This is a genomic window from Desulfococcus sp. (genome assembly GCF_041737845.1).
GTDB lineage: Bacteria > Desulfobacterota > Desulfobacteria > Desulfobacterales > Desulfococcaceae > Desulfococcus.
In genome coordinates, this window is the sequence record NZ_JBGSQX010000013.1 from 1 (window position 1) to 18,640 (window position 18,640).

An 18,640-nucleotide genomic window follows, 5' to 3' on the forward strand; every position below is an offset into this window, starting at 1 on the left:
GGGGCCGCCGCCGGCCTGCGCCGAAACGCCCGGGCTTCCGTCCGCATCGGCCGCACGGCCCTCCCCCCTTTGGGCCGATGCCAGGCGTATCAAGCCCGTGGAGGATCTGGGCGGCTGCGGTGGGACGATTGACAGGGCCGCGAGCCGCGCTTCCGTTTCCCCCTGTTCCGTTTCCAGCAGGGTTTCAAGATCGAAGGCATCCCCCGCTTCAGGGATCGGAGCGTCGAAGACGCTTTCCAGTTCGTCGAACAGGCCCTGAAAGTCCGAGGCCGGCGCCGCCATCTTCTCCCCGGAGGGAGGATGGGTCGGTATCGCCGCGGTGGCTTCCCGGGCCGGCATCGGTTCAGATGGGGGCGGTTGGGCCGGCGGCTCCGAGGTTTCGGCGGGGATGCCATATGGGCAAGGGGCGGTCCGTCCCGCCATGAGGCCGGATAATCGGGGGAACTGGCAGACCAGGGAGCCGACATAGGCTTTCATGCCGAAAATGGGGTCCGATACGGTCCCGTCGGGGGTTTCAAACGAAACGGGAATATCGGCATCCAGGGCGGTGACCGCCTTTTGGATCTGGTTCCCCCATGCCCCGTGAATCTTTGTGACGTTGTCGTAGTCCATATAGTTGGCGGATGAGAGCAGCGCCTCCACCGCCGGCAGGCATTCCCTGAGGATGTCCGCGGCGCTCGATGACGGCCCGGCGCCATCGATTTTTTGAAGAATCAGGGAAAGATTTTCCTGGAGATGCTGGAGGAAGATGTCAAATAGCTCCGTGTCGTATTCCTCCTCGCAGTCTGCGGGAGCCGTTTCGGGGCATGCGTCCGAACGGGGATTGAAAGAGGTTTCGAGGGCGGGCGGGGGAGATTCGTTCTCGATTTCCGTTCCGGTTGCGGAAGCATCCTCATGGTGGAGGATGCACGGGAAGCGGCCGGCCGCATCATCCATGAACGAGAGTTCGGGAAAGAGCGCCTCCGGGAGGGGTTCCGGTTTCGGGAATTCCCGTCGCCGTCCTTCATCGAGGCGGCACCCGGGGGCGGAGGGCTCTTTCAGGGCAGCCATGCGGTGGATCAGATCCTCGATCGGCGTTTTCTCCGCCTGTTCCCGCTCGATATCCCGCACGAGCGATGTCATGCGGTCCCGGGCATCGATGATGACATCGATCAGGGATTGATCGGGAGCGCGGCCGCCGTGCCGAAGCATCTCCAGAAGGCTTTCCATCGTGTGGGAGAGCCGGGCGATGCGCGCCATGCCCAGATATTCGGAGGCGCCTTTGATGGTATGAACGGACCTGAAGATTTCGTGCAGAAGCGATCGGTTCTCCGGGGCCGCTTCCAGTTCCAGAAGGTTGTTTTCCAGCGATTCCAGGTGTTCCACCGTTTCCGCTATGAAATCCTGAAGGAGGGATGCGTCTGTCATGAAAATCTCCTAATTTGAATTCTCGAGGTCCCAGTTCATCGGCCGCGCCTCACGGCCGATCATGGGGCGGCCCTCATCGGGGCGATGACTGTCGCGGAGTTCGGCGGCCAGGATCCTGCCGTCTTCGATCTGAATGTCAAAAAAATCGAATGCCCGGATCAGCGTTTGCAACTCCTTAATTTCCAGCAGGATATCCTCGACATTCTTGTCGACGCCCCGGGGCGGACCGTGGGGAGGATTGTCCGAAAGCGTTTCGCTGATCGGACCCAGGAGCGCCGTGACGCGGATCGTATGGTTCCAGGCATGGAGCAGGACCTCCTGCAGGTTGACGGCCAGTTCGTTGACCGCGAAGCCGATCCGGCCGATGTCGTTCCGGGGCCCCGGAGGCACGGCGACATCCAGCCGGCCGTCGGCCAGGATACGGGTCCCGTCGGCCAGCCGGCGGACGGGTACGACGACGGTTTTCATCAAAAAAAGGAAGACCCCGATGGCACAGGCCAGGGCCGCCAGGACGCCCATGAAGAGCTGATTGCGGATGTCCGTGATCCTTGCGTCCGGGCGGTCCCGGTTGTCCGGGCCGGTCCCGTGGGCATCCCCCGGGGCCGTGTCCGTGCCCGTGAGCCGAGCTTTTCCGCCTTCCCCGTCATGGCCGCCCAGGTGGTATGCGCATTGGACCGCGGGGAGGATCATGGCTGCGATCATCAGAATGAAACAAATGAGCACGGACGTGCGTATGGAGATGCAGGTTTCTCTGAAAAGACGGTTCATAAATCCCTGTCCGCATGCCGTCGGAGAGTACCCCCGGGCCTTCAGGCGTCCTCGATCAGCGGGAGGATCTCCCTCGACCGGTGTTTGTTGACATAGCCTTTTGCTCCGATCGCCATCGCCGTCCGGCTGTATTTTTCTTCATCCAGGTTGGATAGAAAAATGATCCTGGCGTTGGGATCGCCGCTCAGGATCGCCCTTGCGGCGGCAAAGCCGTCCACCTCCCGCATGGTGACGTCCATGGTCACCAGGTCCGGCTTCAGGGCGGCGTAAAGCGCGACGGCCTCGTCGCCGCTTTTGGCTTCACCGACGATGGTATGGTTTTCGGACTCGATCGTTTTGCGGATCATTTTCCTCATGATCGAAGAATCATCCACAATCAACACCCGTTTTCCCATCTGAATCCCTTTCTCCATGCTTCATAACCCCGCAGGGGATGCCGCCGCCATCCTTCGCATCCGGTATGACGGCGGAAAGGAGGGTTCATCCTGGCTGAATTCCTTCAATTTCCGGATTTCGTCAATCTGCAGGATGCGGCTGAAATCGAGCAGGATCAAGAGCCCGTTTCCGATTTCGCACACCCCCTCGATGTACTGGCTTTTCAGTCCCGCCACGATGATATCCGGCGGGGGTTCGATGCTGTTTTTCTGGATTTTCATGACCTTGGTCACCGAGTCGACGATGAATCCGGTGACCCGGGAATCGACATCGACAATGAGAATCCAGTCTTTCCCCTGATGTTCGGCCGGGCGGTAGAGGTTGAGGCGCTTCCGAAGTTCGATGACCGGAATGATGCTGCCGCGGAGGTTGATGACCCCCTCCACGAATTCCGGGGAATTGGGAACCGGGGTAATCGGCGCCGACCGGATGATCTCCTGAACCATCAGGATATCGACCCCGAAATGCTCCTTTCCGATTTTAAAGCCGACCAGCTGGGCGACCTCATCCTTTTCCATTTTTTCCGACCCTCTGGTGTAGTTCTGGTCCATATCCGCCTCTCTGGTGTTGTTCCCTGGGGTTTTCGGGCGCCGTCAAACCCTGGCGCCGCCGTTGTGACCACCGATTTTGAACTGGGCCACCTGCTGGTTCAGCGCGGCCGAAAGCTGCCTGAGTTCCTCGGTGATGCCGACGACCTGGCCGGCCCCGCTCAGGGTCTGTCTGGCGGCGTGGGCCGATTCGGTGGTGGCGTCGATCAGGGTCTTGGAGCGGCCCGCCTGGATGGTGGTCAGCGCCTCAACATTCTCGGTCCGCTGGGTGATGCCCTCCATCTCCTGGTTGATGGCGTTGGCCGCCTGAGTGGCCTCCGCCACCAGTTTGGCGATGGCGACCGACTGCTGGACGAGTTCGGCAAGGGCCTTCTGGGCCGCCTCCCGCCGGGCACCCTGCTGGCCGGCCATCCCCTGGATGTCTTTGGCCAGGGCGTTCAGGTCCGCTACCATGGTATTGACCTCATGGGTATTGTCCGCAAGGACCCGGGTCATGCTGGAGATCTGCTCGATGGCGCGCATGTTGATCTCGCCGCCCTCGGCGATTTTTTTCAGGGCGAGCTGGGATTGATCGGTCAGGCTGTTGCCTTCCGAGACGCGGGCGCTCGAGTCTTTGATGAGCTGAGTGATCTCCTTGGCCGCTTCGGAAGACCGCTGGGCCAGCTTTCCCACTTCGTCCGCGACGACCGCAAACCCCTTGCCGTGGGCGCCGGCCCGGGCCGCCTCGATGGCGGCGTTCAGCGCAAGGAGGTTGGTCTGCTCCGCAATTTCAGTGATCACGGAGATGATCTCGGAGATCTGGTCCGAGGATTCGGCAATGGCGCGCATACCCTCGACGGTGGCGTTGACAGAATCGGCCCCTTCGCGGGCGGCGCTCAGGACCTGCTTGCCGTGTTCGAGGGACTGAAGGGTCGCCTGGGTCATTTCATCCACCGCCCGGGCGATCCGGCTCATGGCACTGGTGACGCCTTCGACCTGGACGCCCTGTTTCTGGGCCGTTTCCACGACCCGGCCGCCTGTTTCGCCCATGTCCACCACGCGGGCAGCGGCCGTATCGGCTTCCAGGTTCTGGGTTTTGGATGCTTCGGTGATGGTCTCCATGCTCCTGACCAGTTCCGCGATCCGGCGGTTCGATGCCAGGGCCGCTTCCTTCTGGGCCTGAGCCGCGGATTTGACCTCGCCGGCGGTCCCGCCCATATCCTGGACCGTCTGCTGAATCTGGAGAACGCGCTTCTCCTCGTTTTCAGCCCGGCTCCGGTTGGCCGACGCGCGCTGGAAGACCTCGCCGGCCTGGCCGTCAACGTTTGTCGCGGCCGAGGAGACGATGCCGAAGGCGCCGCGCAGTTCTCGTGTCATGTTGTTGAACTCCAGGGCCATCTGCCCGATCTCGTCCTGCCTCCGGACGGGCACTTCGAGGGTCAGATCCCGGTCGACGGCGATCCGGCGGACGATCCCGGCGATCTCGACGATGGGATTGGCGATGCCCCGGGAGGTGACGTACCATACGACCAGCGACGCCAGGAAGGAGAGGGCTGCCACGCCGGCAAGCATCCTGTTGCTTTTCTGCCCCATGGCGGCGATCTGATGAGGCCCTTCCAGAAATTCCTCCTCATAGGAACCCACGCCGATGATCCAGTCCCATTCGGGATAGTACATGATCCGGGCGATCTTCTTCCGGGCGACGGGGTCTCCGGGGTTTTTCCAGGGATAATATTCTTCGGCGATTTCCCTTCCTTTCAGCGCCAGGGCTTTCTTCACGATGCTCTGAATGAAATGGCGGCCGTCCGAATCCTTGGCCTCCCATAGGTTCTCACCATCCCGCTTGCCGTCCTGGGAGATGACATAGCTGCCAGAGCTGTCGAGGACATAGATGTACCCGGTGTCGCCCACCTGGGTTTCCATGACGGCTTTTCTGAGTTCCTGTGCGCTCTCCTGGGGGATGCCCACCGCGATCATTCCCGTGACCTCCTTGTTGGCATCGTATATCGCCTCGTAGGCGGCGATATACCATTTGCCCACCGCAAAGGCCCTGCCCGTGAAGGTCTGGCCCTTCAGCACCGCCGCAATGACCGGATTGGGTTTTCCGTCGGGGTTGACATGGGAGACGAGGGTGCCCAGGCCCCGCTCGCCGTTTTCGGTGACGGTGTTGCTGGCGACACGGATCATGTCTCCGGCCGCGTTGGTCCGTTGAAAAATGCTGCAGTTCACCCCGAGAAGGTCGCGCACCCTGTCCACGATGGGGACTTCCGTCTGGATATCCCGGACCTGGCCCAGCCATGTGGTGCCCACCATCATCCGCGGCAGATCCATCTGGGTCCGGTTCTGGGAGATCTGGTCGGCGGCGTTCCAGGAAACGAGGGCATGGCCGACGGAGATTCCGCCGGCCTGGGTGATGAGTTCCCGGGTGACGGAAAGGGCGTTCCGGACGGATTGTTCGAGGATTTCCTGCTGGGTCTGAATCATGCTGTAGACCCCGTTGGCGATGTGGTCGAGGTCGCTGTAGGCCAGCCTGAGGCTCTCTTTTTCGGAAACCTTCATCGTTGTCTGGAACTGAATGAAGGTCGCAATGCTGATAAAGACCAGCGGAACAAGGGTCAGGATACAACCGATGGCCAAGAGTCTGCTTCGGAGCTTCATCTTTTTAAACATTATCTTCCGTCCTCCCGTTTAATTGGATTGTTATATGCAAAAACAGTTTCTTGATCGGCTTTTCAGTTGGTTGAGCGCTGGATCGGGGGTGAAGGGGAGTCCTCCATTTTTTTCAACGAGATGAACAAAATCATGTCGGACAAGGCGCCTGTATTTTCCGGCGGTTTATCCGTTTCCGTGCATGGTGATCGGAGAGTGAAGGCAGGATAATTAGAAAGCAGGTGGATGTCAAGAAAAAATAAAAATTTAAGTCCAATGAAAAAATAGATATATCAATAAGTTGTTGTAAAGCATATAAAAAATATTATTTGATGTATTGAAAATGATATAAAATATGTTATGTAGAGATCACGGCAACGACGCACCCAACAAAAGGAAAAGACGATGGAGGTCATCAACTTAGTCTGGAGCCGTCTCGTCAACAAGAGGCGCGACGGGATCATTCCGGCGGAGGTGAAAGCGGCATGCACCCATTGCCTGTGCAGAATCTCCCCGTTTATGGTGCTGATCATCCTGTGGCACCTGACCGCCCGTTTCAGCGGATGGAGCACGCAGGTGTTTCCAGGGCCAGTCGCCGTGGCTGCGGCCATGGTGGAACTCCTGGAGAGCGGGACCCTGGCAAGACACGTCGTCGCGAGTCTGTTTCGTGTCACGGTCGGCTTTTATCTTGCGATGCTTGCGGGCATTCCATTGGGGATTGTGCTGGGGCGATGGAAACCGGCCGCCATTTTTTTCAACCCCGTCATCCAGTTTTTACGGCCCATCTCGCCCCTGGCATGGATTCCCCTTGCCATGCTCTGGCTCGGCATCGGGGACCCGCCGGCGATTTTTCTGATTTTTCTCGCAAGCTTTTTCCCCCTCGCGGTTTCTACCGCGGCCGCCGCCGCCGCCATCAATCCGGTCTATTTCCGGGTGGCCGCCAATTTCAATTTTTCCCGGCGGGAGGTCCTGACCCGGATCATCCTCCCCGCCATGCTGCCCGATATCCTGACGGCGCTGCGCATCTCCGTCACCATTGCCTGGCTCGTGGTCGTGGCCGCGGAAATGATCGCCGTCACATCGGGGCTGGGTTTTTTGATCCTGGACTCCCGCAATGCCCTGCGCATGGATTATGTGATGGACGGCATGATCGTGATCGGCCTGATCGGCATGTGTCTGGACAGCCTGATGATGAGGCTTTCGAGGCTGGAGTCGGTGCTTTGGGGCACCTTGTCGAGATAGGCGGCCGGCATGGGGCATATTGTCGTAAAAGGGGTTTCAAAAGCGTATACCAACCGACGGTCGATGCCGCGCGCCAGGGCAGACGGGAAGACCCCGGCGGGCGATCGGGTCGCGGTGCTGGATGACATTCACCTGGAGTTCCATGAGGGTGAAATGGTCTGCATTCTGGGGCCATCCGGCTGCGGCAAATCGACCCTGCTCCGGATCATCGCCGGTTTTGAAACCTGTGACGCCGGCGACGTCATCATCGACGGCCGGGCGGTCGACGGGCCGAACGCCCATCATATCTTCGTGTTCCAGCACACGGCCCTGTTCCCGTGGATGACGGTCCGGGAAAACGTCGGGCTGGGTGTCCGGCATCTGGCCGACAGGGCCGAGCAGACCTGCCGGATTCAGGAATACATCGAGATGGTGGAACTCGAAGGGTTTGAAGACCGCTACCCCCATCAGCTCTCCGGAGGGATGCTGCGCCGGGCCGAGCTGGCCAGGGCACTGGTGGTCCATCCGGAGACCCTGTTCATGGACGAGCCGTTCACGGGGCTCGACTTTCTGACCCACATGAAAATGCGAGAGGAGGTGACGGCCATGCACGAATTTATCGGGAAGACCATCGTCATGGTCACCCATGACATCGACGACGCCCTCATCATGGGGGATCGGATCGTGGTGATGAGCGGAAGGCCCTCCCATGTGAAGCTGGCCCGCAAACTCGACTTCCCGCGTCCGAGGGATTTCCGGAAATGCCCGGAATTGAGCGACCTCAGGAACGAGGTGTTCCTGATGCTCGGGGTGAACTATGCGGTGTAAGCCCGGTCTGGTGTGGTTCAAGGGCCCCGTGGGAATCACCCTCCTCGTGATGGGCTGGCTGGTCGCCATCTCCGTTTTCCATTTCCGTTTGAACGTCGACCGCGGCGGCCGCAGGACCATCGCCATGGGATATATGCCGGTCATCGCCAATCTGGCGGCCCCCCTCCTCGATTACGCCACCCGGGAGGGGAGCGGCGTCCGGTTCAAGGCCGTCAAGTTCGCCTCCTTTGCGGAGATGGCGGCGGCGCTCCGGAATAACGAGATCCAGGCGGCCTTCATCATCGCCCCGCTCGCCATCGTGCTGAAGCAGCAGGGGGTGGATGTCCGGGTCGTCTATATCGGCAACCGCCATGAGAGTACGTTGGTGGCGCGAAGGGGCCTCAAGGTCGGGTCCATCGAAGAGCTTGCCGGAAGGACGGTCGCCGTACCCATACGCTATTCCGGGCATTACCTGCTCCTGCAGAAGGCATTGGCGGAAAGAGGGCTTTCCGGCGAGGTCCGGCTGGTGGAGATGAACCCCCCGGACATGGCATCCGCCCTGGCGTCGGGGGGGTTGGACGCCTATTTCGTCGGGGAGCCCTTTGCCGCCCAGACCTTGAAAAGCGGAGAAGCCGTCCGGGTGCATTACGTCGAGGAGATGTGGCCCGGCTTCATCTGCAACCTCATGATCGTCAGGAAGCCCCTGATTGACGAGGCCCCGGACCTGGTCCGCCGGATGGTCACGGGTGCGGTCCGGTCGGGGCTGTGGGCGAAACACCATATCCGCGAGGCGGCGGCCATTGCCTCCCATTACTGGCGCCAGCCGACGGATCTGGTGGAGTATGCCCTCGGGACCCCGGAGGGCCGCATCCGGTTTGAAGACGCCCTGCCCAGGCTGGAAGAAATCCAGGAGATCGCAGATCTGATGGTCCGTTTCGGCCTTTCCGGGAACCGCGACGTGGGCGGCCTCGTGGACGACCGTTTTGTCCGGATGGTCGATGCGAAGGAGGTCGCGACGCTGGCGCAGATCTTCGACTGACGCTTTTTTTTCCGGCCCCGGAAAAAAGAAGGAGGCCTATGGCTTACACCGATCAAAAGATACTGCTGGTGGACGATGACACCACCATGCTCGAATTACTCCGCCGCGGGCTGTCAGCGGATCAGGACCTGTACGAGGTCGTCTGCGCGAAAAACGCTCAGGAGGCCATCGATTATCTGGAGCGGATCCATTTTCCCATGGTGGTTGCGGACATTCAGATGCGCACCATGTCCGGCCTTGACCTGCTTGCGAAAATCCGGGAGCGCTGGCCCCACGTCAAGGTGATCCTGATGACGGGGTCCCCGTCGCGCCAGTTGCGGGAGGAGATCCGGAGAACCGGCTGCCTCAGGCTGTTTCAGAAACCGATCCGGATAGCCGACCTGAGGGCCCTGATCGCAGGGGAGCTTGCAGCGCCCGGCGGGGGGGAGCAGGGCTTTGCCGGCCGGCTGACCAACATCAAACTGTCCGACCTGATCCAGATGTGCTGCGTTTCCGGGATCAGCACCGTCATCCAGGTGCGCAAGAACAGGACCGTCGGGACGATCTTCATCGAAGAGGGAGAGATCATTCATGCCGATTGCGGCGAGACGGAGGGACTCAACGCTTTTTACGAGATTTTTTCCTGGCAGAGCGGCAGCTTCGAGACCCTGGGGGATGTGGCCGTCCCCAAAACCACCATCGACAAGAACTGGCAGTACCTTCTCATGGAGGGCCACAGGCAAATGGATGAAGCTCTTGCATCCGCCTCCGGAACGAATCCCCTCGATCGGGAGGAAGGGGGGGACCCGGATGCCCCGGACCTCTCCGAGGATTGCCTGAAACTGCTGCCCGGCGAGATGGGGATAGAGGCCTTCCAAGGCGCGGAAAAAGCAGTCCCCCATCCCCTCACGGCCCATCCTCCCGTCCGTGTGCTCATCGTGGATGATTCCGCCGTGATGTGTCGGGTCCTGACGGACATGCTCGCTTCGGACGAGGCCATCCGCGTGGTGGGAACCGCCCGGAACGGCGAAGCGGCGCTGGCCGAGATCGACCGGGTCCGGCCGGATCTGATTACCCTGGATGTGAACATGCCCGTGATGAACGGTTCGACCGCCCTGAAGCACATCATGATCCGCAGCCCCTGCCCGGTGGTGATCGTCAGCGCCATCGACCACGGGAGCGACGCCAACATCCTCGATTTTCTGCTGCTGGGCGCCGTCGACTACGTTCAGAAACCGGTCCGGGGAGCGGACGCGGTCCGTGCGCGTCTGATCCAGGCTGTCCGCCGGGCCGCGCGGGCCGAGACAGGGCGGTTTCGGCGGGCAAAGCCCCCCGGGGTCGTTGCAGGAAAAGCGGCATGCGGCTCCCCCCTGACGCCCCGGGAATGCCTTGTCGTTGTCTGTTCCGGCGCCGGCGGGTATGCCGAGCTGGTCAAGATCCTTCCGCTGCTGCCGGCCGCGTTCAAGGGGGCGCTGGTGGCGGTGCAGACCATGACCCCTTCCTTCCGGGAGCCATTTGCCGATTATCTGGACCGGCGCAGCCATCTCCACGTCAGGCCTTCCGGCAGCGGCACGGCGATGCTTCAGGGCTGCTGTTATCTGGCCTCCGGTGATGCCGTGCTTCGCCTGCACCGCCATGGGGAGGGCTGTGTTCTGAGGGGATACGAGGGGAACGCCCAGATTCCGGGCTCCGGCCCGCCCGTTGGACTGCTTGCGTCCGCCGCGGAAACCTTCGGCGGACGCCTCATGGTGGTCCTGCTCTCCGGGGCGGAGGCGGGGTCTCTTTCAGGGCTCCGGGAGATCCGGCGGCGGGGCGGGCGGATTCTCTCCCAGGATCTCCGGGATTGTCTCGTCCCGTTTCCCCTGGAAGCGGCTCTCGACGCGGGCTTGATCACCGCTTCCATGGGGATCCGGGAGATCGCATCGGAGATGGTCCGATTTTCCCGGGCCGGGAGCCCGGGGGAATGAGGCCGCCCCGGGAGGCTATGCCGAACTCTTGAGCATCTCCATCATCCGCTGCTGCATCTTCTGGGCCACCGTCTTGCGATGGTGATTGTTTCTCATGCGGTACCCCAGGAGTTTTCCGGCATCCGCTGCCGCCTGCATCAGGAGCGAGTCTTTCGTGACGTCGGGGATCATCTCCTTCGTGATTTTAACGCCTTCACCATACCGCATGTGGGGAACGCCGACCTTGCAGGTATCCCCGTAGCCGCAGAAATAGCAGGAGGCCGCGCCCTCCCCGGAAACCTTGGCGACGGTCTCGATAAAGTTGTACATGAAGAATTTTTCGATGTCGTCCGCCGGAAAACGGCCGTCCATCCCTCCCACGCCGACGGCCACCCCCAGCTTTCCCCAGAGCAGATCCCCTTCCTGGTGGCGGAACTGGAACCATCGCTCCAGAAAGGCATGGGTCGTCGCATTCAGGGTGGAATAGTAGTTGGGGGCGCCGATGACGTAGGCGTCGGCCGCCACGATCTCCTCCCTGAGGCTCTGAAGGTCGTCTTTGACCTTGCAGACGTTGTCCTTTGCGCATCCCAGGCAGGCGATGCAGCCGCCGATATTCTTCCCCCTGAGGGAGATCATATCGTAGTCGAGGCCGGTGTTTTCGAGGACGGTGGAGACGAGTTTATAGGTGCCGGAGACGTCCTCTTTCCGGGAGCTTCCCGAAATGCCAAGAATCCTGATCCTCATGGGCTTCCTCCTCTGTGATGGGGTATCGTCGTGATCCGCGCAGGGGCGGGCCATGGGCCTTGACGGCGGCCTGATCGCCCGCTATCCCCTCTGGATGATCTCGTAGACCGATGCCAGGGCGTCATCCAGCATTTCCGGCCGGGTGCCGCCGGCCTGGGCCATGTCGGGCCTTCCCCCGCCGCCGCCGCCGACGATGGCTGCGGTCTCCTTGATGATTTTTCCCGCATGGAAGCGGCCGGCGAGGTCCTTGGAGACAATGGCGATGAGCATGGCCTTGTTGTCTGCCGCGCTGCCCAGAACAACGATGCCGGACCGGAGCCTGTCCTTGAATTTGTCCGCCGCGTCCCGGAGCGAGCCGGGGTTGTCGGCCGCCACGCGTTTTGCCAGGACCTTGACGCCGTTGATCTCGCGGACCTCGTCATCGATGCCGGCCACGGACATGGTGGCCATCTTGGATTTGAGCTGCTCGATTTCCCGCTCCATGGCACGGTTGTCCGAAAGCGTCTTTTCGATTCTCTGAACGACGGCATCGGGCTTGTCTTTCAGCAGCCCTGCAGCGTCCCGGAGGGTCCCGGCCATTTTCTGGATGAACTGGACCGCCGACCGGCCGGAGGTGGCCTCGATCCTTCGGACACCCGAGGCAATGCTCGATTCCGAGATGATCTTGAAGCAGCCGATATCTCCCGTGAGGCGGGCATGGGTGCCGCCGCAGAGCTCCTTGCTGAAGGTGTCGAGGGAGATGACCCGGACCCGGTCGCCGTATTTTTCCTCGAACAGGGCCATGGCGCCGGTCTTGAAAGCCTCCTCCGCCCCCATCTCAACGATCTCCACCGGGGCGTTCTCTTGAATATGCTCGTTCACCCGGGCCTCGATTCGGTCGAGGGTGTCGGCGTCCACCTGGGAAAAATGAGTGAAGTCGAAGCGGAGCCGGTCGGGGGCGACCAGGGAGCCCGCCTGCTTGACATGGTCGCCCAGGATTTCCCGCAGGGCGGCGTGAAGGATATGGGTGGCCGTGTGATTGCATGCCGTGGCCCGCCGGGCGGCTTCGTCCACGGCCAGGCCGACGGTATCGCCGATGCGGACGGCGCCCTTTTCCACCGTCCCCTTGTGGATGAGGATCCCCGTGGGGTCCTTGACCGTGTCGGTCACGGTCATCTCGAAGCCCGCCGCCGTGATCCTGCCGATATCGCCCACCTGGCCGCCCGAGGCCCCGTAAAACGGGGTCTCCCCGACGACCATTTCGATGGCGTCGCCTGCCGTTGCCGATTGGACCGCCTTGCCCTCCTTGACCAGCAGGAGGATCGCGCTGTCATGGGTGGTGGTATGGTAGCCCACGAATTTGGGGATGATGCCGTCGGCCGAGAGCTTCTTGTAGGCGTCGCTGATCTGGGAAAAGCTGACCACGGAACGGGATTTCTCCCGCTGCTCAGCCATCTGGCGATCAAAGGCCGTCATGTCCAGGGTCATGTTCCGGTCCCGGACCACGTCCCGGACGATATCCACCGGGAATCCGAAGGTGTCGTAGAGTTTGAAGATGACATCCCCCGGCACCTGCGTCTGGTTTTTCACCGACATTTCGGCGAGGGTGTCGTTGAGCAGGGCAAGCCCCTTGTCCAAGGTTTCCGAAAAGCGGATCTCTTCGTTCCGGATGACGTTGGTGATAAAGGCCTCTGCCTCGGCGAGCTCCGGGTAGGCCGGCCTCATGATGTCGAAGACGACCCTGGCGGTTTCGTGGAGGAAGGGCCGCATCAGCCCCAGATTCCGTCCGTAGCGAATGGCCCGGCGCATGATCCGGCGGAGGACGTACCCGCGGCCCTCGTTTGCGGGCATCACGCCGTCGCCGATCAGAAACGCCATGGCCCGGCTGTGGTCGGCGATGACCTTCATGGCGACATCCGCCTCGGCCGATTCGCCTATGGGATGTTCGGAGAGGGCCTCGGCCTTCCGCATGATGGGCAGGATCAGGTCCGTGTCATAATTGGTCGGCGCGCTCTGAAGAATGGATACGATCCGTTCGAGGCCCATGCCGGTGTCGATACTCGGTTTGGGCAGGGGCGTCAGGGTGCCGCCTGCGTCCCGGTTGAACTGCATGAACACGAGATTCCAGATTTCGAGGTACCGGTCGCATTCGCACCCGAGCCTGCAGTCCGGGCTGCAGCCGAAACGGCTCCCCCGATCGATATGAATCTCGGAGCAGGGGCCACAGGGGCCGGTGTCCCCCATGGCCCAGAAATTGTCTTTTTCTCCGAATCGGACGATCCGGTCTTCGGGCACCCCGACGATGGTCCGCCACAGGTTGAATGCCTCGTCGTCATCCAGATAGATGGAGACCCAGAGCTTGTCTTCAGGGAGTCCGTATCCGTTGGTCAGGAGGTCCCAGGCGAACTCGATGGCTTTTTCCTTGAAATAGTCCCCGAACGAAAAATTGCCCAGCATCTCGAAAAAGGTGTGATGCCGTGCGGTGTATCCCACATTCTCCAGATCGTTGTGCTTCCCGCCGGCCCGAACGCATTTCTGGGACGTCGCCGCCCGGACGTACCCTCGCTTTTCTTCCCCCAGGAAGGTTCGTTTGAACTGCACCATGCCGGCATTGGTAAAGAGAAGGGTCGGGTCGTCCTGGGGCACCAGGGAGGAGCTTCTCACCACCTGATGGTCATACCGTTGGAAATAATCGAGGAATTGTTTTCGGATGTCGTTGCCTGTCATGGATCTCTCCGTACGCGGTGTTATCGTCTGAATCTTGGCGGCTCCGTAAACGACCCGGCCATGCTGCGGACGCCTATTCGGTCTCGTTCGGGGCCGGGGCGCCCTGGGTCGAAGGCGCGTCCTCCTTGGTCAGCCCCAGGCTGCTTCTGACCTTTTTCTGTATGATATCATATGTTTCTGTGTTTTCGGATAGAAACTTCTTGACGTTTTCACGCCCCTGGCCGATGCGGTCGCCGTCATGGGAGTACCATGAACCGCTCTTTTCGATGATCCCCAGTTCCACCCCCATATCGATGAGATCGCCGGTCCGGGAGATGCCCTCCCCGTAAGTCATGTCGAATTCCGCCTCGCGGAAGGGGGGCGCCATTTTGTTCTTGACCACCCGGACCTTGGTCCGGCTGCCGACCACTTCCTGTCCCTCCTTGATGGCGCTAAGGCGCCGGATGTCGAGGCGAAGGGAAGCGTAGAATTTCAAGGCGTTGCCGCCGGTGGTGGTTTCAGGATTCCCGAACATGACCCCGATCTTCATCCGGATCTGGTTGATGAAAATCACCGATGTCATGGTTTTCCCGATGATGCCGGTCAGTTTCCGGAGGGCTTGCGACATCAGGCGCGCCTGAAGGCCCATGTGGGCGTCGCCCATCTCGCCTTCGATTTCGGCGCGGGGGACAAGGGCCGCTACGGAGTCGATCACCATGATGTCCACCGCGCCGCTGCGGACCAGCATGTCGACGATCTCCAGGGCCTGTTCGCCGGTGTCGGGCTGGGCGATCAGCAGATCGTCGCAGTTGACGCCGAGCTTTTTGGCATAGGCTGTATCCAGGGCGTGTTCGGCATCGATGAAGGCCGCGATTCCCCCCTGTTTCTGGGCCTCGGCGACGGCATGGAGCGCAAGGGTCGTCTTTCCCGAGGACTCCGGGCCGAAGATTTCGATCACCCTTCCCCTGGGGAAGCCACCGATGCCCAGGGCCTTGTCCAGGGCAAGAGACCCCGAGGGAATGACGGGGATGTTCTGCACCTCCTTGCTTCCCAGCTTCATGATCGAACCCTTGCCGAACTGCCTCTCGATCTGGGTGATGGCGGACTCCACCGCTTTTTGCTTGTCCGGTGATATGTTCATGTTTCCCTCCTGGAACATTTGGATTTGTGTCATTGTGAGCCTCTCGGTCATCGGTTGCCTATGCGGCCTGCTCCCGGAGGGCGGCTTCTTTCAGCTCGGTGTAGACCGGACCCGAGGGAAAAAGGTCGCTCTGAAACAGGATCAGCTTATCCGACCGGAATGGGGGAGATTCGGCGGCGCCCGCCGTTTCCATGAGCGTCACGAGCCGCCTTGGATCTATCGGACCGCGGGCCCTGCCGACGGTGAGATGTGCCTTGAACGCCCTGGGCTCCCTGGCGAATCCGAGGGCAGCCAGCCCTTCGTCGAGCCGGTGCTGAAGGTCGATGAGGGGGGCGGTGTCTCCTTTCAGGCCGATCCAGAGCACCCGCGGCCGGCGGACGCCCGGAAAGACGCCGATGCCTTTTGCGGTGAGGCGGATGGGCAGCGTCTCCCGGACGGCGCTCTCCATGACTTCAAAAACCCTTTCCACGTCCATCCGCTGGATATCGCTCAGGAATTTCAGGGTCAGATGAACGTTCTCGGCAGGGGTCCATCGCATGGCGACGCCCCCTGCCGAAAGCGCCGCCTGAATGCCGCGGATGTGAACTGAAACCTCTTTGGGGATCTTGAACGCCACAAAGGCTCGAATGCGATCCGTATCGTTCATGCAGCCTCCCGCCGGCGCAGTTCCCCGCTGAAACCGGAAGATGTTATGACGGAAGCGTAAACTGAGGCTCCCCCAGAAGAAACGTTCCCTCCTGAATCCAGCCCTTGAGGATGTCCGCGATCTGGCGGGCCTTGACCATGCTCGACAGGGGAACGGTCTGGACCGTTTCTCCATCCACGGTGATGGATCCGCTTTTCAGTTCGGCGTAGCTCACCCGGCCGTAGGTTTTCTGGACGCCGTTGGCGTAATCGTATCCGTAGTCAATCACCTGGGTGAAGAGTTCTTCATCGGAAACCGCCGTATACCCGGCCATCTCCTCGTTCAGGATGGGGATGGGAATTCCCAGGCCCACGGCGAGCGAACATCCATACCCCTGAAAGCTCACGCCCCGTATCCAGTCCGGGCTCATGCCCTTCATGTCTCCCATGACAAAAAGGGTCCCCGCGGCCTTCATGGGGGTGCCCTGGGGCGTCCGCTCCACCCGGGGATTGTGCTGGGTGCCGGCCCAGGTGACATACCCCACCCCGCCGCCCAGGAAGATTCGCGTCCCCAGCCCGATGGTCTTGTAGTAGGGATCATTGAACAGGGGGCTCAACTGCCCCGCCGAGCAGTAATTCGCGTTTCCGATTTTGGGCTTCAGCGCGCCCATATAGGTGTAAACCGTCCGGTTGGTGACGTTGACGGCGCAGTTATAGTTCTGGTAGCCGTTTCGGGGGTTGCACAGGACGGCGTAGGGCAGGGTTTCCAGCGTGATTTTTTTTTCGAAGCGGGTGTTGGGATAACAGGTGGTCCCGTAGCCCGTGGCCCGCAAATGGACCTTCCGGCCGGAGAGGAGATCCTCGATGACATGCCCCCCGCCGTAAGTGAACTCGCCGGGATGGACCTTGTTCAGGGGGTCGTCCTCGCACAGCTCGGTGGCGCCGATATAGCAGTCGACGGCGGCGATGCCGCCGTAGGCCGGGACGTTGTTCAGCCATACCTTGGACGCCTTGATCGTCGGGACCGAGTGACCGAAGTTGATGAACGCCCCGGAAGAGCACATGGGCGCGAAGGTCCCCGTGGTGACCACGTCCACCTGGCTTGCGGCTTCTGCCGCGCCGTTGGCCCTGACGATGCCGATCATCTCTTCGGCGGTGACCACCACGGCTTTGCCGGCCTGGATCTTCCGGTTGATCTCCTGGTAGGTCTTGTTAACCCTGAATTTGCTCATGAAACACTCCTGATAGGACGCATCGCCGCCTCACGCCCCCGATTTGGCGGCCTCGATTTTTGATGTGACGTTGTTTTTGATCCAGTCCGGATCCCACCATTCCACCGGGTTGACAAAGACGCCGGCCACGAGCATGCCGTAATGGAGGTGGTCGCCGCCGGCAAGCCCCGTGGTGCCCGTGTTCCCGATGATATCGCCCCGGTTGACCATCTGGCCCTGCAAGGCCTGAATGCCGCTCAGGTGGGAATAGGCGCTGAACAGTCCGAGGCCGTGATCGATGACGACGGTTTCCCCGTAGATGCCGATGGGGCCGGTGAAGACCACTTTGCCGGCGTTGGCCGCCGGAACCGGGGAGTGGGCGAGGGATGCCAGGTCGACGCCCAGGTGGACCTGGTTATCGACGCTTTTCCCCTGATAATGATAGTCCCGGTGATCGGCGAAGGCGGCCCTGCTGGCGGCGTTGGGGAGCCTCAGGAAGGTGCCCTGCCAGTGCATGGTCCCGTCGGAGGTCTTGGAGATGCCTTTGAATTTTTCGTGATCGGCCACGCGCGTCTCCCGGTTGATCGCCAGGAATTTCTCGATCGGCGAGGACGCCGCTGCCGTAAAGAGGCTGTTGTCGAACTCCGGCATCTTCTGGGCAAGAAACCCTTCGGACAACTGGATCTGATCGCTCTTGAACTTCTTGCCCCGGATATGGTGATAAAAACCGGATTTGACGCTGTTTCCGGCCCGATCGGTGGCCGCAAGGGATATCTCTGTTTCTTTCCCCTGGCGGTAATCGAGGGCAAACAGGCAGGCCATGCGGCCGTCCTTGTCGCCTTCCACGGGGTAGCCCTGAAAAAAGTTTTCCCCGACCCGGACCCCGTGTTCGGGGCAGGGCTCGGACAGCTTGTAGACGACCAGGCACGCGCCGCCCTGGTTGATGTTGTGCTGCGGGCTCATGACCTCGATTCTCGGTGGATGGAAGTCGATCAGCACGGGCTTCTCGATGATGGTTTTGTTGCCGTGCCACCAGTTCCGCCAGGAATAGTCCCGCGCGGTCAGGCGAAACGTGGCCTCCCCGTCGGAAAAGCCCTGCTCCTGGGGCTTGATGGTGGTGGTCAGGTCTTTTTCGAAGATCTCTCCGCCGACGATGAAGTTGATGGCGGGATAGGTTTCGTCGAAGAGGACCACGGTCTTGCCGTCCTTCTCCAGGGTGATGTTGACGCTTCGAATGCCGCTCTTCGGGTCGGAAACCTTCAGGCGGAGTTCATGATCGGCGCGGATGGCCTCGTCAAACCCCTGAAATGCGACCGCCGGCGGGCCGCCTTCCAGTTTGAAATAGAGCACGGCCGAAAGCCCGACCACCAGCAGAAAGATCACCACGAAGAAAATTTGTTTTTTGAATGCTTCCCATCTGTTCTTCAACGGATTATTCCCCTCTCGCAGTGTTGATA

The 18,640-nt window shown here is 61.1% G+C and carries 15 protein-coding genes; 4 read left to right on the plus strand and 11 right to left on the minus strand.

Annotated elements, in window-relative coordinates:
- The 5 genes from ACEW8N_RS01250 to ACEW8N_RS01270 form a co-directional block, all read right to left on the minus strand.
- Positions 1 to 1,407: Hpt domain-containing protein (locus ACEW8N_RS01250; protein WP_373497971.1), on the minus strand; the 1,407-nt coding region annotated here is incomplete at its 3' end.
- A 9-nt stretch (positions 1,408 to 1,416) separates the two neighbouring features.
- Positions 1,417 to 2,175 carry a HAMP domain-containing protein gene (locus ACEW8N_RS01255; protein ID WP_373497972.1) on the minus strand — a complete coding sequence of 253 codons (759 nt, stop codon included), beginning with the start codon at positions 2,173 to 2,175 and terminating at the stop codon, positions 1,417 to 1,419.
- 41 nt (positions 2,176 to 2,216) lie between these two features.
- Positions 2,217 to 2,588, minus strand: a complete 372-nt coding sequence (locus ACEW8N_RS01260; protein ID WP_373497973.1) for a response regulator — start codon at positions 2,586 to 2,588, stop codon at positions 2,217 to 2,219.
- A gap of 3 nt (positions 2,589 to 2,591) precedes the next feature.
- Positions 2,592 to 3,161 (minus strand): chemotaxis protein CheW, encoded by a 570-nt coding sequence (locus ACEW8N_RS01265; RefSeq protein ID WP_373497974.1) that lies wholly within the window; start codon positions 3,159 to 3,161, stop codon positions 2,592 to 2,594.
- A 42-nt stretch (positions 3,162 to 3,203) separates the two neighbouring features.
- Entirely contained in the window at positions 3,204 to 5,807 is a 2,604-nt protein-coding gene (locus ACEW8N_RS01270) for a methyl-accepting chemotaxis protein (protein WP_373497975.1), read from the minus strand.
- A 384-nt stretch (positions 5,808 to 6,191) separates the two neighbouring features.
- Here ACEW8N_RS01270 and ACEW8N_RS01275 point away from each other — a divergent pair, with 384 nt between their 5' ends.
- From ACEW8N_RS01275 to ACEW8N_RS01290, 4 genes are read left to right on the plus strand one after another with little or no spacing between them, the layout of a single operon-like run.
- Positions 6,192 to 7,028 carry an ABC transporter permease gene (locus ACEW8N_RS01275; protein WP_373497976.1) on the plus strand — a complete coding sequence of 279 codons (837 nt, stop codon included), beginning with the start codon at positions 6,192 to 6,194 and terminating at the stop codon, positions 7,026 to 7,028.
- A gap of 9 nt (positions 7,029 to 7,037) precedes the next feature.
- Positions 7,038 to 7,835 carry an ABC transporter ATP-binding protein gene (locus ACEW8N_RS01280; protein ID WP_373497977.1) on the plus strand — a complete coding sequence of 266 codons (798 nt, stop codon included), beginning with the start codon at positions 7,038 to 7,040 and terminating at the stop codon, positions 7,833 to 7,835.
- Positions 7,825 to 8,853 carry an ABC transporter substrate-binding protein gene (locus ACEW8N_RS01285; protein ID WP_373497978.1) on the plus strand — a complete coding sequence of 343 codons (1,029 nt, stop codon included), beginning with the start codon at positions 7,825 to 7,827 and terminating at the stop codon, positions 8,851 to 8,853. Before ACEW8N_RS01280 ends, ACEW8N_RS01285 begins: the two co-directional genes overlap by 11 nt.
- Positions 8,854 to 8,891: 38 nt before the next feature.
- Positions 8,892 to 10,799 (plus strand): response regulator, encoded by a 1,908-nt coding sequence (locus ACEW8N_RS01290; RefSeq protein ID WP_373497979.1) that lies wholly within the window; start codon positions 8,892 to 8,894, stop codon positions 10,797 to 10,799.
- Positions 10,800 to 10,814: 15 nt separating this feature from the next.
- On the opposite strand, the gene ACEW8N_RS01295 is transcribed toward ACEW8N_RS01290, so the two are convergent.
- The 6 genes from ACEW8N_RS01295 to ACEW8N_RS01320 all read right to left on the minus strand — a co-directional run bounded on the left by ACEW8N_RS01295 (position 10,815) and on the right by ACEW8N_RS01320 (position 18,611).
- Positions 10,815 to 11,522, minus strand: a complete 708-nt coding sequence (locus tag ACEW8N_RS01295; protein ID WP_373497980.1) for a flavodoxin family protein — start codon at positions 11,520 to 11,522, stop codon at positions 10,815 to 10,817.
- A gap of 81 nt (positions 11,523 to 11,603) precedes the next feature.
- Positions 11,604 to 14,228: an alanine--tRNA ligase gene (gene alaS / locus ACEW8N_RS01300; RefSeq protein ID WP_373497981.1), complete on the minus strand. Its 2,625-nt coding sequence runs from the start codon at positions 14,226 to 14,228 to the stop codon at positions 11,604 to 11,606.
- A 73-nt stretch (positions 14,229 to 14,301) separates the two neighbouring features.
- Positions 14,302 to 15,348, minus strand: coding sequence for a recombinase RecA (recA, locus tag ACEW8N_RS01305; RefSeq protein WP_373497982.1), 1,047 nt, complete (start codon positions 15,346 to 15,348; stop codon positions 14,302 to 14,304).
- Between the two features lie 58 nt (positions 15,349 to 15,406).
- A complete protein-coding gene (thpR, locus tag ACEW8N_RS01310; RefSeq protein WP_373497983.1) occupies positions 15,407 to 15,994 on the minus strand; it encodes an RNA 2',3'-cyclic phosphodiesterase in 588 nt (195 codons plus the stop codon).
- Between the two features lie 43 nt (positions 15,995 to 16,037).
- Positions 16,038 to 17,204, minus strand: coding sequence for a homocysteine biosynthesis protein (locus ACEW8N_RS01315; protein WP_373497984.1), 1,167 nt, complete (start codon positions 17,202 to 17,204; stop codon positions 16,038 to 16,040).
- A 30-nt stretch (positions 17,205 to 17,234) separates the two neighbouring features.
- Positions 17,235 to 18,611: a M23 family metallopeptidase gene (locus ACEW8N_RS01320; protein WP_373497985.1), complete on the minus strand. Its 1,377-nt coding sequence runs from the start codon at positions 18,609 to 18,611 to the stop codon at positions 17,235 to 17,237.
- Between the last annotated feature and the right edge of the window lie 29 nt (positions 18,612 to 18,640).

Excerpts from the sequence above, each read along its gene's own strand:
- ACEW8N_RS01255 (WP_373497972.1), bottom strand. The coding sequence starts at position 2,175 with ATGAACCGTCTTTTCAGAGAAACCTGCATCTCCATACGCACGTCCGTG.
- ACEW8N_RS01260 (WP_373497973.1), bottom strand. The coding sequence starts at position 2,588 with ATGGAGAAAGGGATTCAGATGGGAAAACGGGTGTTGATTGTGGATGAT.
- ACEW8N_RS01265 (WP_373497974.1), bottom strand. The coding sequence starts at position 3,161 with ATGGACCAGAACTACACCAGAGGGTCGGAAAAAATGGAAAAGGATGAG.
- ACEW8N_RS01270 (WP_373497975.1), bottom strand. The coding sequence starts at position 5,807 with ATGTTTAAAAAGATGAAGCTCCGAAGCAGACTCTTGGCCATCGGTTGT.
- ACEW8N_RS01275 (WP_373497976.1), top strand. The coding sequence starts at position 6,192 with ATGGAGGTCATCAACTTAGTCTGGAGCCGTCTCGTCAACAAGAGGCGC.
- ACEW8N_RS01280 (WP_373497977.1), top strand. The coding sequence starts at position 7,038 with ATGGGGCATATTGTCGTAAAAGGGGTTTCAAAAGCGTATACCAACCGA.
- ACEW8N_RS01285 (WP_373497978.1), top strand. The coding sequence starts at position 7,825 with ATGCGGTGTAAGCCCGGTCTGGTGTGGTTCAAGGGCCCCGTGGGAATC.
- ACEW8N_RS01290 (WP_373497979.1), top strand. The coding sequence starts at position 8,892 with ATGGCTTACACCGATCAAAAGATACTGCTGGTGGACGATGACACCACC.
- ACEW8N_RS01295 (WP_373497980.1), bottom strand. The coding sequence starts at position 11,522 with ATGAGGATCAGGATTCTTGGCATTTCGGGAAGCTCCCGGAAAGAGGAC.
- alaS (WP_373497981.1), bottom strand. The coding sequence starts at position 14,228 with ATGACAGGCAACGACATCCGAAAACAATTCCTCGATTATTTCCAACGG.
- recA (WP_373497982.1), bottom strand. The coding sequence starts at position 15,348 with ATGAACATATCACCGGACAAGCAAAAAGCGGTGGAGTCCGCCATCACC.
- thpR (WP_373497983.1), bottom strand. The coding sequence starts at position 15,994 with ATGAACGATACGGATCGCATTCGAGCCTTTGTGGCGTTCAAGATCCCC.
- ACEW8N_RS01315 (WP_373497984.1), bottom strand. The coding sequence starts at position 17,204 with ATGAGCAAATTCAGGGTTAACAAGACCTACCAGGAGATCAACCGGAAG.